At 54.5% G+C, this 15,053-nt stretch carries 15 protein-coding genes; 14 read left to right on the forward strand and 1 reads right to left on the reverse strand.

The window, feature by feature from the left end; translation table 11 throughout:
* Nucleotides 1–396 precede the first annotated feature (396 nt).
* From CKV66_RS02230 to dmpE, 14 genes are all read left to right on the forward strand, one after another.
* Nucleotides 397–648 (forward strand): phenol hydroxylase subunit, encoded by a 252-nt coding sequence (locus CKV66_RS02230; protein WP_054600015.1) that lies wholly within the window; start codon nucleotides 397–399, stop codon nucleotides 646–648.
* Nucleotides 649–676: 28 nt separating this feature from the next.
* Nucleotides 677–1,678, forward strand: coding sequence for an aromatic/alkene monooxygenase hydroxylase subunit beta (locus CKV66_RS02235; RefSeq protein ID WP_085363677.1), 1,002 nt, complete (start codon nucleotides 677–679; stop codon nucleotides 1,676–1,678).
* Between the two features lie 3 nt (nucleotides 1,679–1,681).
* The gene (locus CKV66_RS02240) at nucleotides 1,682–1,951 is read left to right on the forward strand and encodes an MmoB/DmpM family protein (RefSeq protein ID WP_054600017.1); all 270 of its coding nucleotides are present in this window, start codon (nucleotides 1,682–1,684) and stop codon (nucleotides 1,949–1,951) included.
* Between the two features lie 50 nt (nucleotides 1,952–2,001).
* On the forward strand, nucleotides 2,002–3,501 hold the full coding sequence (locus CKV66_RS02245) for an aromatic/alkene/methane monooxygenase hydroxylase/oxygenase subunit alpha (RefSeq protein ID WP_085363678.1): 1,500 nt from the start codon (nucleotides 2,002–2,004) through the stop codon (nucleotides 3,499–3,501).
* Between the two features lie 93 nt (nucleotides 3,502–3,594).
* Nucleotides 3,595–3,957 (forward strand): phenol hydroxylase subunit P4, encoded by a 363-nt coding sequence (locus tag CKV66_RS02250; protein ID WP_054600019.1) that lies wholly within the window; start codon nucleotides 3,595–3,597, stop codon nucleotides 3,955–3,957.
* 18 nt (nucleotides 3,958–3,975) lie between these two features.
* The gene (locus CKV66_RS02255; RefSeq protein WP_085363679.1) at nucleotides 3,976–5,037 is read left to right on the forward strand and encodes an NADH:ubiquinone reductase (Na(+)-transporting) subunit F; all 1,062 of its coding nucleotides are present in this window, start codon (nucleotides 3,976–3,978) and stop codon (nucleotides 5,035–5,037) included.
* 72 nt (nucleotides 5,038–5,109) lie between these two features.
* A complete protein-coding gene (locus tag CKV66_RS02260; protein ID WP_085363680.1) occupies nucleotides 5,110–6,018 on the forward strand; it encodes an acetaldehyde dehydrogenase (acetylating) in 909 nt (302 codons plus the stop codon).
* Nucleotides 6,019–6,028: 10 nt separating this feature from the next.
* Nucleotides 6,029–7,060 (forward strand): 4-hydroxy-2-oxovalerate aldolase, encoded by a 1,032-nt coding sequence (dmpG, locus tag CKV66_RS02265; protein WP_085360803.1) that lies wholly within the window; start codon nucleotides 6,029–6,031, stop codon nucleotides 7,058–7,060.
* Nucleotides 7,057–7,848: a 2-oxo-3-hexenedioate decarboxylase gene (dmpH, locus tag CKV66_RS02270; protein WP_085363681.1), complete on the forward strand. Its 792-nt coding sequence runs from the start codon at nucleotides 7,057–7,059 to the stop codon at nucleotides 7,846–7,848. Before dmpG ends, dmpH begins: the two co-directional genes overlap by 4 nt.
* Before the next feature lie 21 nt (nucleotides 7,849–7,869).
* Nucleotides 7,870–8,061 (forward strand): 4-oxalocrotonate tautomerase, encoded by a 192-nt coding sequence (locus tag CKV66_RS02275; RefSeq protein WP_054600024.1) that lies wholly within the window; start codon nucleotides 7,870–7,872, stop codon nucleotides 8,059–8,061.
* Nucleotides 8,062–8,063: 2 nt separating this feature from the next.
* Nucleotides 8,064–8,453 (forward strand): 2Fe-2S iron-sulfur cluster-binding protein, encoded by a 390-nt coding sequence (locus CKV66_RS02280; protein ID WP_231990510.1) that lies wholly within the window; start codon nucleotides 8,064–8,066, stop codon nucleotides 8,451–8,453.
* Nucleotides 8,454–8,542: 89 nt separating this feature from the next.
* Complete coding sequence (locus CKV66_RS02285; protein ID WP_085363682.1) at nucleotides 8,543–9,469, forward strand: catechol 2,3-dioxygenase; 927 nt, start codon at nucleotides 8,543–8,545, stop codon at nucleotides 9,467–9,469.
* Nucleotides 9,470–9,658: 189 nt separating this feature from the next.
* Nucleotides 9,659–11,119 (forward strand): 2-hydroxymuconic semialdehyde dehydrogenase, encoded by a 1,461-nt coding sequence (locus tag CKV66_RS02290; RefSeq protein ID WP_054600027.1) that lies wholly within the window; start codon nucleotides 9,659–9,661, stop codon nucleotides 11,117–11,119.
* A gap of 212 nt (nucleotides 11,120–11,331) precedes the next feature.
* A complete protein-coding gene (gene dmpE / locus CKV66_RS02295) occupies nucleotides 11,332–12,117 on the forward strand; it encodes a 2-oxopent-4-enoate hydratase (RefSeq protein WP_085363684.1) in 786 nt (261 codons plus the stop codon).
* Nucleotides 12,118–12,541: 424 nt separating this feature from the next.
* Here the strand turns inward: dmpE and CKV66_RS02300 are convergent, their stop codons facing one another.
* On the reverse strand, nucleotides 12,542–14,623 hold the full coding sequence (locus CKV66_RS02300) for a TonB-dependent receptor domain-containing protein (protein WP_085363685.1): 2,082 nt from the start codon (nucleotides 14,621–14,623) through the stop codon (nucleotides 12,542–12,544).
* Nucleotides 14,624–15,053: the final 430 nt, after the last annotated feature.

Raw genomic sequence — 15,053 nt, forward strand, 5'->3', positions numbered from 1 at the left:
CCATTTACATTTAATTTACATATAAAAACATTAATGTTTATTGTGAAAAAAGTAAACGTTACTTAAGTTTTTAAGCCTGTTTGCCATTTATCGCTTTTATCATTAAAAAAATCTGCCGGACGCCCGAACGGGCAGTTTCTCAAGATAATCTCATTCTCTTTAATATTTTCTTAAAAATCAAGTTGTTTAAAAATTTCATCATTTGATCACATCTGTTTGGTGCGATTTTATCAAATGATAAAAAATTAAAGGGTGCCGTTTCTGTTTCTTATTAGGTTTAATTTTTTTATTTGATAAAAATCAATAAATTATATTTTTAATCATGTTTTGGCACGGTGTGTGCTATATGAAAAGATATGCGTTTTCTAAAAAGCTGTCGGAAAAGAAAGGCACGATATGCACACTCCTTCTGCCGCACCATCGAATTTTGTGAAATACATCCGCGTTCGCAGCGAGCCGGATGCGCGTTTTGTTGAGTTTGATTTTGCCATCAACGACCCCTCGCTGTTTGTCGAACTCATCATGCCCCAGTCTTGTTTTGAAGAGTTTTGCAAGCGCAACCAAGTGGTTCACATGAGCGAAGAGCAATCCCAAAAAAACGATCAAGAAGCAGCCAAATGGCGTTACGGAACAGAAACCGGCCAATAACAAGGCGCAAATTTAAGGAGAAACACAGATGACTTTAGAAATCAAAACCGCCACCATCGAACCGGTTCGCCAAACATTTGCCAATGTGGAGCGGCGGTTCGGCAACAAGCCGGCCTCCCGTTATCAAGAGGCCACTTATGATGCGCAGGCGACAGCCAATTTCCATTACCGTCCGTTATGGATGCCCGAAAAAGAACTCAACGACCCCGGCCATACCGCGCTGACCATGCAGGATTGGTATGTTTTAAAAGACCCGCGCCAGTTTTTTTACAGTGCCTATGTGCAGAACCGCGCCAAGATGCAGGATGCGGCCGAGAACAATTATGCGTTTTTCGAAAAGCGCGGATTGGGCAAACTCATCAACCCCGATATCCAATCTCAAATTATTTTCAGCCTGCTGCCTTTGCGGCATGTGGAGCAGACCGCCAATCTGAACATGATGTCCGGCTCTGCTTACGGCTACGGAACGGCGTTGACTCAGGCTTGCCTGTATGCCGCCATGGACCGTTTGGGTATGGCGCAATATTTGTCGCGCATAGGCTTGATGCTCGACGAAAACAGCGGCGAATCGCTGGCCCGCTCCAAAAAAATCTGGATGGAAGACCCTGCTTGGCAAGGTGTGCGGGCGTTGTGCGAAGAAATGCTGGTGCATAAAGATTGGGGCGAATTGTTTGTTGCCCAAAATCTGGTGGCCGATACCTTGGTAAATGTAGTGTTTTACCAAAAGCTCGACCAATGGCTGCTGGATAACAATGCGCGCGATATTTCCATGCTCACCGAATTTATGCAGCTCTGTCTGAAAGACCAAGCGGGTTGGGCAGACAGCGTTTTGAAAACCATAGCTGCCGAAAACGAATCCAACCGCGCCCTGATAAGCGGCTGGGTGGAAAAATGGCAGGAAAAAACCACGCAAGCCTACCGTCCGTTAATCGACGCTTTGTTTGAAGACGGCGGTGCGGTGGTGGAAACGGTTAACGGCGAAATGGCCAAACGTGCGGCCAAAATCGGCCTGACGGCGAAAGGAGAATAAAGCATGTCAAAAGTTTATCTCGCTCTGCAAGACAACGACACTTCCCGCTATATCGTTGAAGCCGTCGAACAGGACAATCCCGATGTGGTGGTGATCTACCAGCCTGCCATGATCCGTATGGAGTGTGAAGGCAAGTTAGTGGTGAACAAAGCCACGGTAGAAGAAAAGCTGGGGCAAAGTTGGGAGGTGCAGGAGCTGCATCTGAATCTGGTTACCATCGGCGGCAACGTGGACGAAGACGACGAAAGCCTCACGTTAAGCTGGAACCGCTGAAACCACCGGCATACAACAAGCCGCTAGAAAGAATAACGAGGAGACACCCCATGGCAAAACTGAATTTAAAAGACAAATACCGTTTGCTCACGCGCGATCTGGATTGGGATTTTTCCTATCAAGACCGCAAGGAAGCGTTTCCGTATGAAGACTTCGAAGGCATCAAAATCACCGACTGGTCGAAATGGGAAGACCCGTTCCGCCTCACCATGGATGCCTATTGGAAATATCAGGCCGAAAAAGAGAAAAAACTGTATGCCATTTTTGATGCGTTTGCCCAAAACAACGGCCAGTTGAATATCTCGGATCCGCGCTATGTGAATGCCATCAAAATCTTCCTGACCGGCGTTACCCCGCTCGAATATCAGGCTTATCAAGGTTATGCCCATGTGGGGCGCCAGTTCGGCGGCATCGGGGCGCGCATTGCCTCGCAAATGCAGTCGATCGACGAATTGCGCCATGTGCAAACCCAAATCCACGCCATGAGCCACTACAACAAATATTTCGACGGTTTCCAAGACTGGAGCCACATGCACGACCGTGTGTGGTATCTCTCCGTGCCCAAATCGTTCTTCGAAGACGCCCGTTCGGCAGGGCCGTTTGAATTTTTGCTGGCCATCAGCTTCTCGTTTGAATATGTGCTGACCAATCTGTTGTTTGTGCCGTTTATGTCGGGCGCGGCGCACAACGGCGACATGGCCACCGTTACCTTCGGTTTCAGCGCGCAATCCGACGAAGCCCGCCACATGACGCTCGGCCTTGAAATCATCAAATTCCTGTTGGAACAGCACGAAGACAACCTGCCCATCGTGCAGAAGTGGATCGACAAATGGTTTTGGCGCGGCACCCGCCTGCTGTCTATCGTGGCCATGATGATGGATTACATGCTGCCCAACAAAGTGATGTCGTGGAAAGAAGCATGGGAAGTGTATTTTGAAGAAGCCGGCGGCGCACTGTTTAAAGATTTGTCGCGCTACGGCATCCGCCTGCCCAAATACAGCGATGTGATCGAGAAAGAAAAAGAGCACATTTCCCATCAAGCGTGGTGGATTTTCTACAACTTCGGCCACGCGGCGGGCTTCCACACTTGGATTCCGACCGACGAAGAGCTGGATTGGCTGAGCGAAAAATACCCCGACACTTTCGACAAATACTACCGCCCACGCTGGGAGCTGGCGAAAAAAATGGAAGCCGAAGGCAAACGCTTCTATTCAAACGGCCTGCCGCAACTGTGCCAAGTGTGCCAAGTGCCGATGGGCTTCACCGAAATGAACGGCGACCCCGGCGAAATCAGCTACCGCAGCGCCGAATTTGAAGGCGAGCGTTACCACATGTGTTCAGACGGCTGCCACGATATTTTTGTGGACGAACCCGAAAAATTCGTACAGGCCTGGCTGCCGGTTCATCAAATTCTCCAAGGCAACTGTGGCGGCCCCGATTTGGAAAGCATTTTGCGCGACTACTACCGCCTCAATGTGGGAGCAGACAACTTGGATATGAAAGGTTCTCCCGACGAACAAAGATGGAAAGAATGGAAAGGCGTGGCCTGATCCGCCCGATTTGTTCGCACCGGCCAGCCGCAGACGCAGAGGCCGTCTGCACAGGCTGCATACACAACCCGATAAATAAAAGGAGAGAACACCATGCCTACCAAAGCCATTGTCAGCAATTACCGCGGCGAAGTGCGCGACCGTCGCGAAAACTTCGGCGGCAACATTTTAGTATTTGTCGGCTGGGACAAACACCTGCTGTTTTGTTCGGCGTTGGCTTTCGCCCTGCCGCCCGATATGCCCTTCCAAGATTTCCGCCAAAACGTGCTCAAGCAGGGATTTTCGCAGCACCCCGATTTCGATTCCATCAAATGGGACGATGTCGAGTGGCAGTTGAACGGCCGTGCGCTTGCCCCCGATGACGGCAAAACCCTCGAACAGCTCGGTTTCGACCATAAATCCCTGCTGCGCTTCAACACTCCCGGCCTCAACGGCTGGAACGGCAGCGGCGTATAAGCAGATAAGGAGGGTGCAATGAGCTACCAAGTAACAGTAGAGCCGACCGGCGATGTGATCGAAGTGGAAGAAGGCCAAACCATTCTGAATGCCGCGCTGCGTCAGGGCGTGTGGCTGCCCTTTGCCTGCGGCCACGGCACTTGCGGCACCTGCAAAGTGCAGGTAACCGACGGCTACGGCGATTTGGGCAACGCCTCACCGTTTGCCTTGATGGATGTCGAGCGCGACGAGGGCAAGGTTTTGGCCTGCTGCTTCATGCCGGAATCGGACGTAACCATCGAAGCCGACATTGATGTCGACCCCGACTTCTTAGGCTACCCCGTGGAAGACTACACCGCCACCGTGGTGGCCGCCGAACCGCTTTCCCCCACCATTTTGGGCATTACGCTGAAGCTCGACCGGCCCATGCAGTTTCAGGCAGGCCAATATATCAACCTGCAAGTGCCGGGCGTGGAAGGCACGCGTGCGTTTTCGATTGCCAATCCGCCGTCGATGGCCGACACGGTTGAACTGCATGTGCGCAAAGTCGAAGGCGGCGCGGCCACAACCTGGCTGCACGAAAGCCTGAAAGAAGGCGACGAGCTGCCGCTTTCCGGCCCTTACGGCCAATTCTTCGTGCGCAAATCCGACGACCAAGACGTGATTTTCATTGCCGGCGGTTCGGGTTTGTCCAGCCCCGAATCCATGATTCTCGACTTGCTGGAAGCGGGTGACAGCCGCCAGATTTACCTGTTTCAGGGCGCGCGCAACGTAGCCGAACTCTACCACCGCGAGCGGTTTGAAAAGCTGGCCGAAGCGCATGAAAACTTCCACTACATTCCGGCATTGAACGCCGCCCTGCCCGAAGAAAACTGGCAAGGCTTCAACGGTTTCGTACACGAAGCCGTGGCCGATTACTTCAGCAACCGTTGCAGCGGCCACAAAGCTTATCTGTGCGGCCCGCCGCCGATGATCGAAGCGGCCGTATCCACCCTGATGCAGAGCCGCCTGTTTGAGCGCGACATCCACATGGAGCGTTTCTTAACTGCTGCCGACGGCAGCGAAACACAAACCCGTTCGGCCTTGTTCAAAAAAATCTGAACCACGGTTCAGATGTTCAGACAGGCCGTCTGAAAACCTTGACGAACAACCAGATAATAAGAGGAGAAAGCCGTGAGTAAAAAACTAAAAGCGGCCATTATCGGGCCGGGCAACATCGGCACCGACCTACTGATGAAAATGAAGCGTTCCGAGTGGATAGAGCCGGTGTGGATGGTCGGCATCGACCCGCAATCCGAAGGCTTGAAGCGCGCCCGCGACATGGGCATTAAAATCAGCGACACCGGCGTGGACGGCTTGCTGCCGTATGTGAAAGAAGACGACATCCGCATCGCCTTCGACGCCACGTCCGCTTATGTACATGCCGAAAACAGCCGAAAGCTCAACGAGCAGGGCGTGATCATGATTGATTTGACCCCCGCTGCCGTCGGCCCTTTCTGCATTCCCCCCGTTAATCTCAAAGCCCATGCTGAAAAGCTGGAAATGAACGTCAACATGGTTACCTGCGGCGGGCAGGCCACGATTCCGATGGTGGCGGCCATTTCCCGCGTTCAGCCCGTCAGCTACGGCGAAATCATCGCCACCGTGTCGTCCAAATCGGTCGGCCCCGGCACCCGCGCCAATATCGACGAATTCACCCGCACCACCGCGCAGGCCGTGGAAAGTGTGGGTGGCGCCAAAAAAGGCAAAGCCATCATCATCATCAATCCGGCCGAACCGCCTTTGATGATGCGCGACACCATCCATTGCCTCACCGAAAGCGAACCCGACCAAGCCGCGATTACCGAATCCGTACACCGCATGGTGGCCGACGTGCAGCGCTATGTGCCGGGCTACACACTGGTCAACGGCCCCGTGTTCGACGGCAACAAAGTGTCGATTTTCGTAGAAGTGAAGGGCTTGGGCGATTTTCTGCCGCCTTATGCCGGCAATCTCGACATCATGACCGCCGCCGGTTTGCGCACCGCCGAAATGTTTGCCGAAGAAGCGGCCAACGGCGTGTTGACTTTGCCCGCACGCTAAGGAGAACGACATGGATTTAAAAGGTAAAAAAGTTACCCTGCACGATATGAGCCTGCGCGACGGCATGCACGCCAAACGCCATCAGATTTCGTTAAACGAAATGGTAAACATCGCCACCGGTCTCGACGAAGCCGGTATGCCGCTGATTGAAGTAACCCACGGCGACGGCTTGGGCGGCGCGTCGCTCAACTACGGCTTTCCCGCCCACAGCGACGAAGAATACCTCGGCGCCGTGATTCCCAAAATGAAGCAGGCCAAAGTGTCGGCCTTGCTGTTGCCCGGCATCGGCACCGTTGACCATCTCTTGATGGCCAAAGACTTGGGCGTGTCGTGCATCCGCGTGGCCACGCACTGCACCGAGGCCGACGTTTCCCAACAACACATCGCCAAATCCGCCGAGCTGGGCTTGGATACCGTCGGCTTTCTGATGATGGCGCACATGGTGCCCGCCGCCAAACTGATCGAGCAGGCCAAGCTGATGGAAGGCTACGGCGCCAACTGCATCTATTGCACCGATTCGGCAGGCTACATGCTGCCCGAAGAAGTGGAAGAAAAAATCGGTGCGCTGCGCCAAGCCCTTAAGCCCGAAACCGAGCTGGGCTTCCACGGCCACCACAATCTCGGCATGGGCATTGCCAACTCGCTGGCCGCCGTGCACGCCGGAGCCAACCGCATCGACGGTTCGGTTGCAGGTTTGGGCGCAGGCGCGGGCAATACGCCGCTGGAAGTGTTTGTGGCGGTGTTGGAGCGCATGGGTGTCGAACACGGCACCGATCTCTTCAAACTGATGGACGTGGCCGAAGACCGCGTGGTGCCGATTATGGACCACCCCATCCGCGTCGACCGCAACGCGCTCACGCTGGGCTATGCGGGCGTGTATTCGTCGTTCCTGCTGTTTGCCAAACGCGCCGAAGCCAAATACGGCGTGTCCGCCCGCGAAATTTTGGTGGAGCTGGGCAAGCGCGGCACCGTCGGCGGGCAGGAAGACATGATCGAAGATTTGGCACTCACCATGGCCAAGCAGAAAGGCAAAACAGCATGAGCACATTAAGCAGAGAACACATCGAGCAACTGGCCGAACATTTGGAAAACGCCGAATTGCAGGCTTATGAAGTGACTAAAATCACCGACGATTTTCCCGATATGGATTACGCAGACGCCTTCGACATCCAATGGGAAATCCGCCGCCGCAAAGAAGTGCGCGGCAACAAAATCGTCGGCATGAAAATGGGGCTGACCTCATGGGCGAAGATGAGCCAAATGGGCGTGGAACACCCTTGCTACGGTTTTCTGGCCGACTATTTCAGCGTGCCCGAAGGCGCGGCGGTGAAGCACGACGAGCTGATCCACCCCAAAATCGAAGCCGAGCTGGCGTTTGTAACCAAAGCCGACCTGCGCGGCCCCGGCTGCCACATCGGCGACGTATTGGCCGCCACCGATTTCGTGATGCCCGCCATCGAAGTGATTGACTCGCGCTATAAAGATTTCAAATTCGATTTGAAATCGGTGATTGCCGACAACTCTTCTTCCAGCCGTTTCATTACCGGCGGCTGTGCCAAACCCGCGAGCGAATTGGATTTGAAAACGCTGGGCGTGGTGATGGAAATCAACGGCAAAGTGGTGCAGACCGGCGCGGGCGCGGCGGTGTTGGGGCATCCGGCCGCATCGGTGGCCATGCTGGCGAACATGCTGGCCGAGCGCGGCGAATATCTACCGGCCGGTTCGTTTGTGATGATCGGCGCGATTACCGCCGCCGTACAGGTGGAAAAAGGCGACTCGTTCTGCGTGCATTTCCAAGATTTGGGCAGCATCAGCGGCCGTTTTGAATAAACCTAAAGAAAGGAAACAACCATGCCGATTATTCAAGTCCACATGATGGAAGGCCGCACCGACGAGCAGAAAGAAGCCGTTATCCGCGAAGTAACCGAAGCCATGATCCGCGCCGTGGGTGCGCCCAAAGAATCGGTGCGGGTGCTGATTAACGAAATGCCCAAGCAGCATTTCGGTATTGCAGGAGAGTCGGCCAAAGCCAAAGGCCGCTGACGGTGCTTAGTGTGTTCAGACGGCATGGAGGCCGTCTGAAACCACCCAAGCAGCAAGGAGGTGAGGTGATGTGCTACACGGTATGTATCAAAGAGCAAATCGATTCGGATTGCTGTTTGCGCAATATCACGGTTGAAGAAGGGCAAAGCCTGCTGGTTGCCTCGGAGCGCAACGGGCAGCCGCCGATTGCCGTCGGTTGCCGCGGCGGCGGATGCGGCGTGTGCAGAATCCGCATCGTGTCGGGCAGCTACCGCAAAAAGGCCATGAGCAAAACCCATATCAACGAGCAAGACTTGGCGCAGGGCGTGGTTTTGGCCTGCCGGGTGTTTCCCGAAAGCGATATGGAAGTGGTGAGCGAAAAGCCCTGCACTCCCTACAACCCGTTTGCGTAACCGCCGCTTCAAGCCGCTTGGGCTGCGTATCGGTTCGCCCGTTATGGCGTTTTTAGATTGTTTGCTGGATACAAACAAGGAGAAAGAAGATGAGAAAAGGTGTGATGCGCCCCGGCCATGTGCAAATCCGCGTATTGGATATGGATGAAGCCGTGAAACATTACGGCGACTTGTTGGGCTTGATTCCCGTTGGCACCGACGGGCAGGGCCGCCGCTATTTTAAAGGCTGGACGGAAATAGACAGTTTTTCGGTGGTGCTGCGCGAGGCAGACGAAGCCGGTATGGATTTCATGGCGTTTAAAGTGGTTGACGAAGCCACCTTAGACCAACTGCGCCAAGAGCTGGTTGATTTCGGCGGTTTGGACGTGCACGACATCCCCGCCGGCGAGCTGGAAGGCTGCGGCCGCCGCGTGCGTTTTACCGCGCCCACAGGCCATGTGTTCGAGCTGTTTGCCACCAAAGACCAACCGGGCAAATACGGTGTGAGCAACCACAACCCCGAAGCGTGGCCGCGCGATTTGAAAGGCATGAAGGCCACCCGTTTCGACCACTGCCTGCTTTACGGCGACGATCTCGACCGCACGTTTGATCTGTTCACCCAAGTGTTGGGTTTCGGTTTGGCCGAGCAGGTGGTTACGCCCGAGGGCGCGCGGGCCGCACAGTTTTTAACCTGCTCGATGAAAGCGCACGACGTGGCCTTTATCCGCCACCCCGAAAAAGGCAAATTCCACCATGCTTCGTTTTACTTGGAAACATGGAACGACGTGCTGTTGGCAGGCGATTTAATCTCCATGACCGATACCTCCATCGACATCGGCCCGACCCGCCACGGCTTAACCCACGGGCAGACGATTTATTTCTTCGACCCCTCCGGCAACCGCAACGAAGTGTTTGCGGGCGGCGACTACTATTATCCCGACCACCCGCCCGTTACTTGGGATGTGGATAAGCTGGGCAAAGCCATTTTCTACCACGACCGCGTGCTCAACGAGCGTTTCTTAACCGTATTGACTTAAGCGGCATGTTTCAGACGGCCTGCTCGAAACAAGAGGCCGTCTGAACATGAATAACCGTCCTACTCGGGTCTGCCCGGGTATGACGGCGGTTATTGATGAAGTATTGAGCGGTCTAACCGTTCTTTTCAGACAGGCATCAAGGCCGTCTGAAAAGCGTGCACGAACCCTATCGAAAACAGAGGCAGAAACATGAAAGAATTCAAACACTTTATCAACGGTAAATATGTCGGCTCCGCCGGCGGCAAAACCTTTGAAAACCGCAACCCCGTAGATAACAGCGTGATCGGCATCGTACACGAAGGCGGCAGAGAAGAAGTCGATGCCGCCGTTGCCGCCGCCCGCGCCGCACTCAAAGGCCCGTGGGGCAAACTCACGCAGGCAGAGCGCATCGAATTGCTCAATAAAGTGGCCGACCGCATCAACGAACGCTTCGACGAATTTCTCGAAGCCGAATGTCTCGATACCGGCAAGCCGCGCAAAATGGCCGCCCATATCGACATCCCGCGCGGCGCGGCCAACTTCAAAGCCTTCTCCGAAACCTTGGCCAACCACCCCACCGAAGGCTTCCGTCTCGACACGTCCGACGGCAAAGGCGCATTAAACGTCGGCCACCGCACCCCCAAAGGCGTGGTTGCCGTGGTTGCCCCGTGGAACCTGCCCCTGCTGTTGATGACATGGAAAGTCGGCCCCGCCTTGGCCTGCGGCAACACCGTGGTCGTGAAGCCGTCTGAAGAAACCCCCGCCACCACCACCCTGCTGGGCGAGGTAATGAACGAATGCGGCGTACCGCCCGGCGTGTTCAACGTCGTGCACGGCTTCGGCCCCAATTCCGCCGGTGCCTTCCTTACCGAACACAAAGACATCGACGCCATCACCTTTACCGGCGAAACCCGCACCGGCGAAATCATCATGAAAGCCGCTGCCGTCGGCCTGCGCAACATCTCGATGGAATGCGGCGGCAAAAACCCCGCCATCGTGTTTGCCGACTGCGACTTGGAAAAAGCCGTCGAAGGCACCATGCGTTCCGCCTTCGTCAACTGCGGCCAAGTGTGTCTCGGCACCGAGCGCGTATATGTAGAACGCCCGCTCTTCGATGCCTTTTTAAAACGCATGAAAGAAGAAGTGGCCAAACTCAAGCCCGGCCGCCCCGAAGACCCCGAAGCCAATTTCGGCCCCCTAATCAGTTTGGAACACCGCGATAAAGTGCTGTCGTACTACAAACTGGCCGAAGAAGAAGGCGCAACCGTAGAAATCGGCGGCGGCATACCCGACATGGGCGAAGCCCTGCAAGACGGCGCATGGATAGAACCGACCATTTGGACAGGATTGCCGGACGACGCCCGCGTGATTCGCGAAGAAATCTTCGGCCCCTGCTGCCACATCCGCCCCTTCGACAGCGAAGAAGAAGTGATTGCGCTGGCCAACGACACCCGCTACGGCCTTGCTGCCGCCATCTGGACGGAAAACAGCAGCCGCGCCGTGCGCGTGGCCGAGCAGATGGAAGCCGGTTTGGTGTGGGTAAACAGCTGGTTCCTGCGCGATTTGCGCACCGCATTCGGCGGCGCCAAACAATCCGGCATCGGCCGCGAAGGCGGCGTGCACGGGCTGGAGTTTTACACCGAGCTGAAAAACATCTGCATCAAACTTTAAGCAGGCCGTCTGAAAGCAGACTGTACGGTTCTAAAAACCGCAGGGCGGGCATCCTTGCCCGCCGCCTAACAACCCAAGCGCACGGCAAGCAGACAGGGTTGAAGAAATGCCTGTCTGAAAACCAGTATGGCGGGCATCCCTGCCCGCCATACCCCACAACCCATAACAAAAGGCCGTCTGAACGTTCAGACGGCCTCAAGCGGAGAAACCACATGACCCAAGACGACATCAAACGCTTCGGCACCATGCTCTACCAAGCCATGACCAACCGCCAAGCCATCCGCCCGCTTACCGAACAGGCACCCGACATCACCATCGAAGACGCCTACCACATCTCTCAAGCCTTCCTGCAACACCGCTTGGACGCAGGCGAAAAAGTGATCGGAAAAAAAATCGGCCTCACCTCGCACGCCGTACAATCCATGCTCAAAGTCGACCAGCCCGATTTCGGCTTTCTCACCGACAAAATGGTATTCAGCCAAGGGCAAGACATGCCCATCAGCCAAATGCTGATGCAGCCGCGCGCCGAGGGCGAGATCGCCTTCGTGCTGAAAAAAGACCTCAACGGCCCCGGCGTAACCGCCGCCGACGTGATCGCCGCCACCGAATGCGTGATGCCCTGTTTTGAAATCGTCGATTCCCGCATCGAAAACTGGCAGATCAAAATCCAAGACACCGTTGCCGACAACGCCTCCTGCGGCCTGCTGATTCTGGGCGACACCGCCGTCAGCCCGCGCCAAGTCGATTTGCGCACCTGCGGCATGGTCGTCGAGAAAAACGGCAAAATCATCAGCACCGGCGCAGGTGCCGCCGCCCTCGGCAGCCCCGCCAACTGCGTCGCTTGGCTCGCCAACACCCTAGGCAGCTTCGGCATCCCGCTCAAAGCCGACGAAATCATCCTCTCCGGCGCGCTGGTGCCGCTGGAAAACGTGAGCGCAGGCGATTTCATGTCGGTATCCATCGGCGGCATCGGCAACGCTTCGGTGTTGTTTAGCTGAAACGGTTTTAAAACAGGCAAATAAGTTAACCAACTTAAAAATAGTATATACGTCATACTTGGGCTTGCCCCGAGTATCTTGAGTTCAGGTAACTCTAAGAGATACTCGGGTCAAGCCCGAGTATGACGGCTATATTCTGATATGGATTGGCCGTATGCTTTCATCCAGCGAATCAATATATTGAGGCCGTCTGAAAGCGAACTTGTGAGCTTCGCCAAAACACCTTCCCAACGGCAACCGGCTTGCGTAGGGGCGGGATTGCATATCCGCCCGCGGTTCGCCCTCGGCAATAGATGTTCAATGCAAGTAATGGTTGGATCTCTTCAATTCGCCAAACAGTAAAGGCCGTCTGAAAGCTTACAAGTTCGCTTTCAGACGGCCTCTATGACTATATCCCATGCTTCTTGATGGTTGGGTTAACCCATCAGAAAGTGTAATTCAAACCGACGCGGTACTCTCGGCCGGCACCGGGCAAGTCGCTGCGTTGGGCGTGCGGGATGTAGTTTTTGTTGAAGACATTGTTCACGGCGAAGTTCACATTCATCTTGTCGTTTTTGAGCGGTTTCCAGTTGGCGGAAAGATCGGTTACGCCGAATGCTTTTTTGCCTTTGTCGGCCGCTGTTACTTGACGGTTGACCAAGATGTAGTTGTCTTCTTTCTTCACGCCTTCAACTTGGCGGTGCTGGATGCCGATTTCCAAGTCGGGATTGGCAAAGCGGTAAGACAGCGAGCCTGTCCAAGTGCGGCCGATACGCATGGCGTATTCGGGGTTTGCGCTCAAACGTTCGCCGTAGAATTTCGGCTTGCTGTAAGCCACGCCCACCCGTGCTTTCCAGCCGCCTTTGCGGAACGATGCGCCCAATTCGTAGCCGGAGTTTTTCACTTTGCCGGCATTGATGATTTCGGAGAAGCATTCGTTTTTGTTTTGCGGTGTCGGTGCATCGCACAAATGGTTGTTGCGGCCGGTGGAGGTACCCAATGCTTTGCTGATGTTTTGCCAGAAGTAGCTGCCGTCTGCGCCGAACGTGCCGTTATCGTAGTTGAAGCCGAGTTCGATATTTCTGGCTCTTTCCGCTTTGGTGCCGGAAGCAATCGAAACCACGCCGCGTTTGCCGTGCGCCATAATGCCGTCCTGCATACGCGGGCTGCGGGTGGCGTAGTTGTGGCTTGCGCTGAGGCTCAAATCGGGGATAACCTGCCAAATCACGCCGAAGCTCGGGCTGACGGAGCCGCTGCTCACTTTTTTGCCGTCCATCGCTTTGAAATTGAAGTGGTCGTAGCGCAGGCCGGTGGTCAGCGTAAGATTTTTAACCACATCGGCAATCATTTCGGTATAAACGCCGACATCCTGTTTCTTCTGCCTTGTTACACCCGCGCGGAAAATCTGGTTCGGTTTCACTTGTTGGGTGCGGTAGTTGACACCGTATTTCAGCAGAATGCGGTCGTTGAGGTGCGAATCGAAGTTGACATTACCGCCGATGGTTTCGATTTTGGTCTCGGTGGGGCCGATATTGCTGTTGCCGCCCGCGTAGCCGTTTTTGCTGTCGTCAACAGACCAGCGGTTTTTTTCCAAGCGGTAGATATTGGCGGCAGCCGATTGGGCGAAGCCCAGATTTTTGCCCGTCCACTCAAGGTTGGTTTGATTGATGCTCATTTTGCGCTTGGCAGGTGCTTGGCGCTCCAATGTGAGCCTCTCACCGCCTACGGCAAATTCTTCGCGCACCACACGCTCGCCTTTATGCTCGTTGTTCAGATGGCTTAATACAAAACGGTGGTCTTCGCCTGCATCAACGCCGATTTTGGCCAGATAGCCGGTTTTGTCTAAGGCACTAAACGGCACGCGGTTGCTGCCGTCTAAGCCGTTGCGGTAGCCCGAGCCGCCTTTATAGTTGCTTTCTTTCACACGGTTGCCGGAAAGCACGAAGTCAACCGCACCGGGTTTGCCGAACAGCGTCAGGCCGTAGTTGTGGCCGTCGTTGGTGTTGTAGCCGCTGTTCACTTTGAAGCCGAAATCGGGATTGGTGCTGTTTTTCAGCAAATCTTGGGCGTCTAAGGTTTTCGCAATCACCGCGCCGTTGGTTTGGCCGATACCGGCCGACGCGCTGCCCGCACCTTTTTGCACGGATACGATTTTCACCAAAGCAGGGTCAAGCATGTGCCGGCCTTGGTGGTAGTGGATTTGGCTGTCGGAATAGGCATTGTCGACTTTCACATCCACCGAGTTTTGACCCATATTGCGGATATACAGGTATTGCGAAGTGCCGTTGCCGCCGCCGATGCCGATGGCAGGCTCTTCTTTAAACAGGCCGCGCAAATCGGTTTCGGTGCTTTCGTCTTTCGAGCGGGTGGTTACCACATTGGTTTTCACTTTCGCGCCTTGACGGTCGCCGGTTACGGTAACGGTATCCAGCGTTACGTTGGAAGTTTCCGAGTTGGCGGCGAATGCAGGTGTTGCACACAATGCGCCCAATACCGCGGCAGTCAGAGGAAGTTGCTTAAATTTCATCATTCATCTCCGTTCGAGGCTGATATATCAGGTAAACAGCCTTTATCGTGTTATGTCGGCTGCTTCAAACAAAGCCGTGCGGCGCTAACGGAAGCTGCGTAAAGAAAAGGTTTGTGTAAACGCCGAAAGGCGTCGGCAACATCCGTTTTTACACAGATTGCCGCGACAGCCGTTAGTTTTTTGTTTTGAATCAGCTACATCATATTAATTTTAATATTAAGAATCATTCCCAATATTAGCGAATCATGTTAACAGAATTTTTTATGATTGTAAAAATTATTACTATTCTCAAGTGTAAACGGTATGAAAGGGTGCGGGCGGAATGAAAGTGAAGGTAAAGGTAAAAAGCTCGATCTGGCAGCATTTCCATGTTTTCAAACAGCGTGTGGGCAGGCAATCCGCCCCTGCGGCTTGGGCGTAAGCATGGAAA

The sequence above is a fragment of the Neisseria zoodegmatis genome, from assembly GCF_900187305.1.
GTDB classification, from domain to species: Bacteria; Pseudomonadota; Gammaproteobacteria; order Burkholderiales; family Neisseriaceae; genus Neisseria; species Neisseria zoodegmatis.